This window comes from Actinophytocola sp., from assembly GCF_036402745.1.
Lineage (GTDB): Bacteria > Actinomycetota > Actinomycetes > Mycobacteriales > Pseudonocardiaceae > Actinophytocola.
On record NZ_DASWSJ010000331.1, the window covers coordinates 25923 to 36543 of the forward strand.

Annotated in this window: 11 protein-coding genes; 8 read left to right on the forward strand and 3 right to left on the reverse strand. The window is 70.9% G+C overall.

The window, feature by feature from the left end; genetic code table 11:
- Positions 1-41 precede the first annotated feature (41 nt).
- The gene (locus tag VGD70_RS30620) at positions 42-782 is read left to right on the forward strand and encodes an alpha/beta fold hydrolase (protein ID WP_331087493.1); all 741 of its coding nucleotides are present in this window, start codon (positions 42-44) and stop codon (positions 780-782) included.
- Here VGD70_RS30620 and VGD70_RS30625 read toward each other — a convergent pair.
- On the reverse strand, positions 779-1153 hold the full coding sequence (locus VGD70_RS30625) for an FKBP-type peptidyl-prolyl cis-trans isomerase (protein WP_331087495.1): 375 nt from the start codon (positions 1151-1153) through the stop codon (positions 779-781). The two genes, VGD70_RS30620 and VGD70_RS30625, sit on opposite strands and share 4 nt — an antisense overlap.
- 151 nt (positions 1154-1304) lie before the next feature.
- On the opposite strand from VGD70_RS30625, the gene VGD70_RS30630 reads away from it, so the two are divergent.
- Positions 1305-2120 carry a metalloregulator ArsR/SmtB family transcription factor gene (locus tag VGD70_RS30630; protein ID WP_331087497.1) on the forward strand — a complete coding sequence of 272 codons (816 nt, stop codon included), beginning with the start codon at positions 1305-1307 and terminating at the stop codon, positions 2118-2120.
- Between the two features lie 49 nt (positions 2121-2169).
- On the opposite strand, the gene VGD70_RS30635 is transcribed toward VGD70_RS30630, so the two are convergent.
- Positions 2170-2337, reverse strand: coding sequence for a hypothetical protein (locus VGD70_RS30635; protein WP_331087499.1), 168 nt, complete (start codon positions 2335-2337; stop codon positions 2170-2172).
- A 217-nt stretch (positions 2338-2554) separates the two neighbouring features.
- On the opposite strand from VGD70_RS30635, the gene VGD70_RS30640 reads away from it, so the two are divergent.
- Positions 2555-3679 carry a PLP-dependent aminotransferase family protein gene (locus tag VGD70_RS30640; protein ID WP_331087501.1) on the forward strand — a complete coding sequence of 375 codons (1125 nt, stop codon included), beginning with the start codon at positions 2555-2557 and terminating at the stop codon, positions 3677-3679.
- Here VGD70_RS30640 and VGD70_RS30645 read toward each other — a convergent pair.
- The gene (locus VGD70_RS30645; RefSeq protein WP_331087502.1) at positions 3668-4111 is read right to left on the reverse strand and encodes an SRPBCC family protein; all 444 of its coding nucleotides are present in this window, start codon (positions 4109-4111) and stop codon (positions 3668-3670) included. The genes VGD70_RS30640 and VGD70_RS30645 overlap by 12 nt on opposite strands.
- 135 nt (positions 4112-4246) lie before the next feature.
- Between VGD70_RS30645 and VGD70_RS30650 the strand changes: the two genes are divergently transcribed.
- The 5 genes from VGD70_RS30650 (at position 4247) to VGD70_RS30670 (ending at position 10451) form a co-directional block, all read left to right on the forward strand.
- Positions 4247-4939, forward strand: coding sequence for a DUF429 domain-containing protein (locus VGD70_RS30650; protein WP_331087504.1), 693 nt, complete (start codon positions 4247-4249; stop codon positions 4937-4939).
- Between the two features lie 130 nt (positions 4940-5069).
- Positions 5070-5579, forward strand: coding sequence for a DUF4365 domain-containing protein (locus tag VGD70_RS30655; RefSeq protein WP_331087505.1), 510 nt, complete (start codon positions 5070-5072; stop codon positions 5577-5579).
- A complete protein-coding gene (locus VGD70_RS30660) occupies positions 5576-6640 on the forward strand; it encodes a hypothetical protein (protein WP_331087507.1) in 1065 nt (354 codons plus the stop codon). Before VGD70_RS30655 ends, VGD70_RS30660 begins: the two co-directional genes overlap by 4 nt.
- 20 nt (positions 6641-6660) lie before the next feature.
- Complete coding sequence (locus VGD70_RS30665; RefSeq protein ID WP_331087509.1) at positions 6661-7278, forward strand: hypothetical protein; 618 nt, start codon at positions 6661-6663, stop codon at positions 7276-7278.
- Positions 7275-10451: a helicase HerA domain-containing protein gene (locus VGD70_RS30670; protein ID WP_331087511.1), complete on the forward strand. Its 3177-nt coding sequence runs from the start codon at positions 7275-7277 to the stop codon at positions 10449-10451. Before VGD70_RS30665 ends, VGD70_RS30670 begins: the two co-directional genes overlap by 4 nt.
- Positions 10452-10621 lie beyond the last annotated feature (170 nt).

Below are 10621 nucleotides of genomic sequence, written 5' to 3' on the forward strand. Positions count from 1 at the left end.
GCGGCCATTCTCCTACCTCGGGTGCGGCATGATCGGTCGTCGTGGCTACCGATGTGTTCCTCGCCCGGCACGGGTCCGGCGACCCCGCGCTCCTGCTCCTGCACGGCCTCGGCGCGACCGGGGAGGTCTGGGCCGGGCTCGTCGAGTCGCTCGCCGGCCGGTGGCCGGGGGAGATCCTCGTGCCGGACCTGCCGGGGCACGGCCGCTCGGCGCCGCTGCCGCGGTACTCGTTCGGCGCGCTGGCGGCCGCGGTGGCCGGCGTGCTCGAGCCCGGCCGGCGGGTCGCGGTGCTCGGCCACTCGCTCGGCGGCGTGCTCGGGCTGACGCTCGGGAGCGGCTGGTTCGGCGTGCCGGTGCCGGTGGTGTGCGGGCTGGGGATCAAGGTCCGCTGGTCCGAGCCGGAGCTGGCGAAGGCGGCCGAGCTCGCGGCGCGGCCGGCGAAGGTGTTCGGCAGTCGCGAGGAGGCGATGGAGCGGGCGCTGAAGGTGGCTGGCCTGTCCGGGTTGGTGCCCGCTGTCGACGCCGGCGTGGTTCAGGTCGACGGCTGGCGGCTGTCGCTCGACGCCGCCGCGTTCGGGGTCGGCGCCCCTGACCTGCCGGGCTTGCTGGCCGCGTGCCGCGCCGAGGTGATCCTGGCGGCGGGGGAGTCGGACCCGATGTCGCCGGCGGAGCACCTGCGGGAGCTGCGGCCGGACGCGGTGGTGCTGGCCGGGCTGGGCCACAACGCCCACGTCGAGAGCCCGAAGGCGTTGTGGCCCTTGGTGGAGCGGCTCGCGGTCTAGCGCACGCCGAGCAGGTCGACGACGAAGACGAGTGTCTCGCCCGGCTTGATGGCGCCACCGGCGCCGTGGTCGCCGTAGCCGAGGTGCGGCGGGATGACGAGCTTGCGCCGGCCGCCGACCTTCATGCCGGCGACCCCGCGGTCCCAGCCGGCGATGACGCGGCCCCCGCCGAGCGGGAAGCTGAACGGCGCGCCTCGGTTCCACGAGGCGTCGAACTCCTCGCCGGAGGAGTGGGCCACGCCGACGTAGTGCACGCTCACGCTCTGACCGGGCCGGGCCTCGTCGCCGTCGCCCACGGTGATGTCCTCGACGACCAGGTCGGCCGGCGGCGGACCGTCGATGGGGTCGACTGCGGGCTTTTCCAGGGCCATTGCGGTCCTCCTTGATGGGTTTCGCTGTCTTACCCGGCTCATCCAACCAGCCACCCCGCCCCCCGGCCGGACGGGCGACACCTCGGCCCGCCGAACAGTCCATCCCGGACCCCCGTTGACACGTGACCATTTGGTCACCTATTCTTCCGGCATGACCGACGACGACAGGGTGTTCAAGGCACTCGCCGATCGGACTCGGCGTTTCCTGCTCGACCGGCTGTTCGACAAGGACGGCCGGACGCTCACCGACCTGGAGTCGGAGCTGGAGATGACCCGGTTCGGCGTCGCGAAGCATCTTCGGCTGCTCGAGGACGCCGGTCTCGTCACCACTCGCCGGTCCGGCCGGGAGAAGCTCCACTTCCTCAACGTGGTGCCCATCCGACTGATCCACGACCGGTGGATCGACAAGTACACCGAGCCACAGGTGTCGGCCCTCACCCACCTCAAAACCGTCCTGGAGGACACCATGACCACCACCGAGACCACCACCACGGTCCAGGTCCACCGCGTCTACATCAAGTCCACCCCGCAGGCGATCTGGGACGCGATCGTCGATCCCGAGTGGACGGTCAAGTACGGCTACGGCGCCCGCGTCGCCTACGACCTGCGCCCGGGCGGTGAGTTCAAGGGCCTCGCCAGCGAGGAGATGAAGGCCATGGGCGCCGCCGGGGTCATGGTCGACGGCGAGATCATCGAGGTCGACCCGCCGCACCGGCTCGTGCAGACCTGGCGCGCCACCTGGCTCGACGAGGGCTTCACCAAACTCACCTACGAGATCCGCGACGGCCAGAACGGCGTCTGCTCCCTCACCGTCACCCACGACGTGCACGACGCGCCGCAGACCGGCGCCCAGGTCGCCGGCACGATCGAGGGTGCGGGCGGCGGCTGGACCGAGGTGCTCAGCGACCTCAAGACCCTGCTGGAGACCGGCTCCTCGCTCTACGGCGGCTCCGGCACCGAGCGGTAGCGGCACGAGGCAGCGCGCTGACTCCCGGTGCCCGCGCAGGCGCCGGGAGTCAGTCCTGTCGCCGGTAGGTCAGGTCGACGTCGTGCTTCCACGTGCTCTGCCACTCGAAGGCCGCCTGCCCCCGCATGGCCTCCTGGCCGCCGATGCTCACGGTCACCTCCCACCGGCCGGCCATGGGGTCCAGCTGGCGTAACGCGTCGGGCCGAGTGTCGGTCACCGGGTGCTCCTTTCGGTGGTCGCCCCGGCGGTTATTCGGGCGCATGATTGGCGGCCAGTGCGTATGCTGGGGGCGGCTCCTCGACCAGTGCAGCCGTGTTCTGCTTGCACCCGCGCGGCACCACCGCCCGCGTGCGCACCCCCGGTTTGACGTGTGAGGAGCTGAAGTGCGTCCGTCTGTTTTGACCGGTTCGCCGAGACCGACCGAGAGTTCCCCTGTGCGGGACCTGCTGGCGCTCACCGCCCAGCCAGAGATCATCTCGTTCGCCGGCGGCCTGCCCGCGCCCGAGCTGTTCGATGTGGACGGTTGGCGGGCGGCGTTCGCCAAGGCGCTCGAGGAGCCGGGCGCGCGGCGCAACCTCCAGTACGCGCCCACCGAGGGTAACGCCACGCTGCGGGCGCTGGTGGCCGAGCGGCTCACCGGCCGCGGGCTGGCCACGCGGGAGGACGACCTGCTGATCACCACTGGCTCGCAGCAGGCGCTGACGCTGGTGGCGTCCACGCTGCTCGGGCCCGGCTCGGTCGTGGCGGTGGAGGAGCCGACCTACCTCGCCGCGCTGCAGTGCTTCCAGCTGGCCGGCGCGCGGGTGGTGCCGGTGGCCAGCGACGAGGACGGGATCGTGCCGTCGTCGCTGGCCGAGGTCATCGAGCGGGAGAAGCCGACGCTGCTCTACCTCGTCCCGACGTTCGCCAACCCCACCGGCCGGACGCTCACGCTGGCCCGCCGGCTCGAGGTCACCGCGCTCGCCGCGGCCAGTGACCTGTGGGTGGTCGAGGACGACCCGTACGGCGAGCTGCGCTACCGCGGCGAGTCGCTGCCCGCGCTGGGTGCCGCGCAGCCGGACCGGGTGCTCAGCCTGGGCAGCCTGTCGAAGATCTGCGCGCCGGGCCTGCGGCTCGGCTGGCTGCGCGCGCCCGCGCTGCTGATGCCCACCCTGGTGGTCGCCAAGCAGGTGGCGGACCTCCACACGAGCACGATCGACCAGGCCGCCGCGGCGATCTACCTCGCGACGGCCGATCTGGACGGACACGTGGTGCGACTCCGTGCGGAGTACCGGATCCGCCGCGATGCGATGATCGCCGCCCTGCCCGGCACCACTCCGGACGGTGCCAAGTGGACGGACCCGGACGGCGGCATGTTCATCTGGCTGCGCCTGCCTGGCGAGGTCGACTCCGCCGCGGTCCTGCGCCGGGCGCTGCGCAAGCAGGTCGCGTTCGTGCCGGGCGCCCCGTTCTTCGTGGCCACTCCCGACCCGGGGACCCTGCGCCTTTCCTTCACCACCAACACGCCCGACGAGATCGCGGAGGGCATGCGCCGGCTGGCCACCGTCCTACCCGCGTGACTCCACAACGGACTTGAGCCGCTCGAGGTCGTGCTGGTTCGCGCGCCGCATCGCGCGGGCCAGCACGGGCGCGGCCACCTTTCCGAACCCGGCCGGCTCGCCCCGGTTCCGCAGCGTCATCCGGGTGCCGCGGGCCGGGGTGTCGGCCCACTCGTAGGTGGTCTCCATGGGGAAGGGGCCCTGCTCGGTGCTCATCACGAAGCGCTCGCCGGGCACGTGCTCGCGCACCTCGTAGGTGTAGGCCAGGCGCCGGCCGAGAAACCGCGCGACGAATGCCAGCCGTGATCCCTCGGCGAGCGGCTTCGGTGTCCGCCACTCGACCTCGAGGATGTTGGCGTACCAGGTGGTGGCGTTGTCCGGGTCGGCGGCGAAGGCGGCGACCTCGGCACGCGGCCGGTCGATCTCGACCGTGGTCGTGACGTCCACAGGCATCGCCCGATGCTACGCCGCCGCCGGCCGTACGAGAGGATTCGGCCAGCTGCCCTACCGGTTCGGTGATCCCGGGCCGCAAGGCATCGCTCTGGTCTCGCTCGCTACGTTCCGGCCGGTTCGAACGACGTATCTCGCATGAGTGAACGCGTCCTTGGTGTCGACGCCTGCAAGGCCGGCTGGGTCGGCATCGCCCTGAGCGGTGACCACGTCCAGGCCTACCAGCGCAGGACGATCGCCGAGCTGGTGTCCGAGGCCTCCGCGGCCGGCGGGCTCGCCGTGGTGGCCATCGACATCCCGATCGGCCTGCCGGACCGGACCCAGCGCGCCGCCGACCTCGCGGCCCGCGGCGCGGTCGGCGGGATGCTCGCCTCCTCGGTGTTCATGACCCCGGTCCGCACCGCGCTCGCGTTCGCCACGCACGCCGACGCCAGCGCGCACAACGTCGAGCTCACCGGGAAGGGCATGTCGGTCCAGGCGTTCGGGCTCCTCCCGAAGGTCCGCGAGGTCGACCTCTGGCGCCCGACCGCGCCGTGCCGCGTCGTCGAGGTGCACCCGGAGGTCAGCTTCGCCCAGCTCGCCGGCGCGAAGCTGACCGTCCGCAAGAGCACCTGGGCCGGCGCCATGCGGCGCCGCGGCCTCCTCGCCGGCGAGGGCATCGTGATCCCCGACTCACTCGGCGACGCGGGGGAGCGGGCCGCGGTGGACGACGTCCTCGACGCGGCCGTCGCCGCGTGGACCGCGCGGCGCGTTCACCAGGGAAAAGCCCTGTCATTCCCCGAAAAATTCGAGATCTTCAGCGACGGCGTGGAATGCGCGATCTGGCGCTGAGAAAAATTGATCACGGAATTTCTTGGCACGAACTGAAACGGCTGCGCCATCCGGGTAGATCTACCTGACATCGGCTCTGCCGTGGGCGTAGGTTCGGACACGGCTCGTTCCGAGCGTGGCGGGAGGTCGCGTGCTGGACGTGCACAACCATCAGGGAAAGTTCGGCCAGGACTACCTTCGGGCGCTGGCTTCCGCCGCCGGATTAATCGTGTTCTCCTATGATCTCGACCGGGTCGGAATTGACCTTGGTTTTCGCTCTCCCGGCCGCGCCGGTGGTTTTACCGCACCAGCCATAGAAGTGCAGGTGAAGTCCTGGTCGAAGCCCCTTCCCGTGCACGGAGAATGGCACTTCGACGGTCTCACCGAGCAGCAGTTCAACTGGCTCGCCGGACCCGACTACACGATTCCGCGCTACCTGTTCCTGGTGTCCCTGCCGCCCGAGCGGGCGGAGTACGCGCAGTTCGAGCCCGGCGCCATGACGTTGCGCTACCTGGCCTACTTCCTCTCGCTCGAGGGCGAGGAGCCGGTCGCCGACCCCGACCCGGCCCGCCGGCGCGAGGTCACGGTGCCGCTCGGCAACGTGCTCACCATCAAGTCCTTGCTGCGCCTGCTGGACTCGACCCTGGTGGGCGCGGGGTGACCGGCTCGCTGACCGTCGCCGACATCTCCACCTATCTCGAGCACACCGGCTGGCGGCGGCGGCCGGACGGCTGGCGCGGCGCCGCGGTGTGGTCACACGACGCCTACGACGTGCTCGTGCCCGCACGCGACGGCATGGGCGACGGCGACCTCCGGGTGCACGAGCTCGTCGACGTGCTGGCCACCGTCGAGCAGCGCGAGCCGGCCGAGATCGCCCGGGACATCGGCTCCCCGCTCGCCGACCAGCACTGGTACCGCACGTTCGCCGCCGGCCTGCCGAGCGGGTTCACCACGCTGAAGGCCGGGCTGCACGCGGTGCACAGCGTGCTCGCCGTGGTCAACTCGGCCGCCCGCGCGGTCATCGACGGACCGCACTTCGCCTTCGCGGGCAAGGAGTCCAGCGCGGTCGAGCGCCTGGTCGACCGGGTCCAGCTCGGCCCCACCCGGTCCGGTAGCTACGTGTTCACCGTCCGCGTCCCGCTCGGCGAGGAGCCCGAGCTGACCCGGCGGGTGTCGCTGCAGCTGCACGATGCGGCGGTGGCCGTGCGGGACGCGGCCGCGGCCGGCGACCTCGCGGCCTTCGACGACACGGTGACCGCCGGTGTGTCCGCCGAGCTGTGCGAGGGCCTGGCCGGGCTCGCCGGCGTGGCCGGTCGCGAGCCGTTCGAGCTCGGCTTCCGCTGGGCCCGCGGCCTTCCGTCGGACCTGCCGGCGACCGCGGTCGGCTTCGGCGAGGGGTACGGCGAGGTCATCGCCGAGGCCGCCGGCCGCCTGCGGAAGTCCGACCACACGGCGGAGGTCACGGTGACCGGCGCCGTGGAGAGCCTCCACGACGAGCCGGCCCGCGCCGACCGCTGGCGGATCCGCGTCCGGGGCGAGGTGGCCGCGGCGAAGGGCAACCGCCGGGTGCTGTGGGTGCGCCTGCCCGACCAGGACGCGTACCACGCCGCGATCGCCGCCCACCAGGCGCAGCAACAGGTTCGCGCGAGGGGAGTCCTGTCGAGGACGAGCCAGCGCGCGGAGCTGATCGTCCCCCCGAACGACTTCGAAGTGCTCGGCTGAGCACACGACAAGGAGCAGAAATGCCGGACCGCAAGCTGGGTGTCAAGGAACGTGCCGTGATGTTTGCGTTGATGGCTGAGGCACGGAAGATCTCCAACCCTGAGCTGAGCCGACTGCACGGGTTTGTTCTCGATGGCGAGGAACGTCGTGTGCTGAACGATAAGGGTCTCGTGGACAGCAAGCGGGTCGGGCGCCCGTACGTGCACGACCTGACTGACAAGGGTTGGCGTTGGTGCGCGGACGAACTGCTGGCCGACCGGCCGGCTGGCGCGGATTCGCTCGGCAAAGGCTTCTATGCAGTGCTTGCCGGACTTGGCCGCTACCTGGACCGCGCTGAGCTGGGGCTCGCCGACTTGTTCCACCCGAGAGAGCTGGACACCCTCGAGGACCGGATCCGGGCGACGTACGACAAGCTGGCCACCGACCCCGGCGACTACGTGAGCCTCACCGACCTGCGCCGCGACCTCAACGGCGCGACCCGGGTCGAGGTCGACGAGGCACTCCTGGCGCTCAACCGCGACCCACGGGTCGACATCGCGCCGAACGAGGACCAGGAGTCGTTGACCAGGCAGGACCGGAATGCCGCCCTGCGCATCGGGCGGCAGGACAACCATCTCCTCTCGATCGGGTCGGCATGACGGAGGACGAGCAGCGGGCTCTCTCGGCGGTCCGGTTCAACTGGGCGTGGACGCCGGATGACGTGTGGGGCCAGTCGCCGTTCCACGTCGAGGGCATGCATGCCGAGGTGGAACGAGTGGTCCTGGCCGGCGTGCGGGATGCCAAGGTCAGCGCCAAGGGGAGCCCCATCGGCCTGGTGCTGCAGGGGCAGCGTGGCGCGGGCAAGACCCACCTCCTCGGCTGGGTCCGGCGCCAGGTCCAACGCGAGGGCGGCTACTTCTTCCTCGTGGACCTCGATCAGGCCAACCCGTTCTGGGTGAGCACGCAGCTGTCCATCCGGCGCGACCTGTTGCGTGCCAACGAGAACGGCGAGAGCCAGCTCACCACCCTGCTTCGCCGGCTGGCCGCCCTGGCCGGTCTCTCGCCGCAGGAGGCGGCGACCGTCACCGGAGAGCGCAGTCCGGCCAAGGAGGACGTGGACGAACTCGTGATGGCCCTGCGCCGGGTGGATGCCCAGGTGGCGCTCGAGTGCCAGGACACGTTGCGGGCGTTGGTCCTGTACGCCTCGCCCGAGATCTCGCTGACCGCCATCGGCGAGGACTTCCTCAGCTCGCTCGACGAGCCGAACGAGGGCGAGCGAGCCGCGTGGGGCATCCGGCCGCGAGCCCGGGCGCCCCAGCGCATCGTGCGTGACGTGTCGTGGCTGCTCGCCCTCACCGGGCCCGCGGTGATCGCCGTGGACCAGATCGACTTCCTCGTCAAGAGGTCGGCGGGCCAGAACGGTCAGTCCGGCTACCTGTCCCTGGCGCAGGTCGCCGAGGGGCTGATGGCGTTGCGCGAGAACACCCGGCGCACGATGTCGCTCGTGGCCTGTATCGCGTTCACCTGGCAGTCGGTCAAGGAGAAGACGGTCGCCACGGCCACCGACCGGTTCCGGGAAGTGCGGCACCTCATCAAGATCCCTGACCCGAGGGTCGCCCGTGAGCTGGTGACGCAGCGGCTGGCCGTGCCATATGCCGAGGTCAGCTTCGTGCCACCGCGTCCGACGTGGCCGGTGGCCGAGCACGCGTTCCACGGGATCGAAGGCATGTTCACCCCGCGCTCGCTGCTGCAACGCGTCGACGCGCATGTGCAGCAGTGCCTGCGGACCGGCCAGGTGTCCGAACTGGACAGCCTCGACTCCGAACCGGAGGCGCTCGACGAGGTCGCACCTCAGCAGCACGACCTCGAGCCGCTCGACCGCCGGTTCGCCGACCTCAAGCGGCATGCGGACGTCCGGTCGGCGTTGGACCCGGCGGCCGAGGACCATGTCGTGCCCGACCTGCTGGTGGCCGGCCTCACCGCGTGGATGGCCGAGCACAGTGACAGCGGTGTCGACTGGACCATCGACCCGCCGGCCGGTGGGAAGGCCCCCGCGTTGCATGCGCGCCTGCGCCGAACCCTCGACGAGGAGACGGAGGACGAGGCACATTGGGCGTTCCGTGCCGTGGCGCATCTCAATGGCCGTGCGGTGCAGGCCCGTCTCCGCAACGCCCGCACGGAGTCGGGCCTGCGCCCGGACGGCACGCGCGATCTCATCATCCTCCGCAACTCCCATTGGCCCGGCGGCCCGAAGACCAGCGAGCAGATCGCGATGGTGAAGGACAACGGCGGCCGAGCCTTGCCGGTCACCGACGACGACCTCCGCACGTTCTACGCGCTGAAGACGCTGCTGCAGGACAAGCCCCCGGGCCTGGAGTCCTGGCTGCTGGCAAGGAAACCGGCGAGCAGGACCGAGCTGCTGGACACCGTGCTGGCCAAACAGGTCGACACCCCACTGGAGCCCCCGCCGGCCCCCGCACCCGACGACGACCTCCCCCGAGCGGCCGAAGCATGGACACCGCCCGAGGCCGCGGCAGCCGAGCAGGCTCCGGTGGCGGCTGCTGAGGATGACCCCTTGTCGGTGGTGATCGGTGAGAACGTGGCCGACGGCACCCCGGTGCGCGTCGCACTCGAGTCGCTGCGCAAGCACACGGCCATCTTCGCCGGAACCGGCTCCGGCAAGACCGTGTTGATCCGCAGACTGGTGGAGGAGTGTGCGCTTCGTGGTGTGTCATCGATCGTGCTGGACCCGAACAACGATCTCGCCCGCCTCGGCGACCCATGGCCGTCGCCGCCCGAGAACTGGGGGCCCGGTGACCCCGAGCGTGCCGCCCGGTATCTGACCGACACGGAGGTTGTCATCTGGACGCCGGGTCGGCAGGGCGGCCGCCCGCTGAGCTTCCAGCCGCTGCCGGATTTCGGCAGCGTGCGCGACGATCCGGACGAGTTCATCGGCGCGGTCGATGCCGCTGTCGCCAGCTTGGTTCCGCGGGCCAACGTCACCGGAGCGAACAACAAGGCGAGGTGGAGCAGGGCGGTGCTGCGGGAGGCGTTGACCCACTACGCGCGCCGTGGCGAGCGCAGTCTGGAGCGGTTCATCGCGCTGCTCGCGGATCTACCGGAAGGCGTGAGCACCCTCGACGACGCGACCAAGCTCGCCGGCGAGCTGGCGAAGTCGCTGCGGGCCGCGAAGGTCAACGACGCCCTGTTCGGCGGTGCCGGAGCGCCGGTCGACCCGAGCGTTCTGTTGACCCCGTCGGCGGGCAGGAAGGCCCGGATATCGGTGATCAGCTTCATCGGCCTGCCGTCTGACGAGCAACGGCAGAGCTTCGTGAACCAGCTGCAGCTGGAGCTGTTCGCATGGATCAAGAACAACCCGGCGGGCGACCGTCCACTCGGGAGCCTCCTCGTCATGGACGAGGCGCAGATCGTGGCGCCATCAGGTGCGTTCACCCCCAGCACCCAGAGCACGCTGATGCTGGCCGCACAGGCCCGGAAATACGGGTTGGGGCTGGTTTTCGCGACCCAGAAGCCAAAAGGACTGAACAACAGCATCCCCGGCAACGCGTCGACGCTGGTCATCGGTCAGCTGAACGCACCGGTGCAGATCCAGGCGGCCGAGGAGATGGCACAGGCCAAGGGCGGTCACATCACCAAGGTCGGTGGGCTGAAGCCCGGCTATTTCTATGCAGCCAGCGAGGGATCTCGTTTCCAACGATTGCACAGCCGGATGTGCCTGAGCCATCACCCGAAGAGCGCACTCACCCCGGAGGACGTGGCCCGGCGGGCGAAGATCAACGCGTGGCCGGACCGGGACCCGGATGCGGGCTGAGGTCCTATTTCGACAGTGCCGCGCGGGCTCGGCTGACCAACGCCCGGCCGGCCGGGCCGCTCGGCCCGTCCCCGCGCCAGGCGAAGACCAGCCGGCCGCGTAACGCGGGCCGGTTGATCGTCAGCGAGTGCAGTCGGTCGGCGCGGGCGGCGGCGAACTCGCCCGGCAGG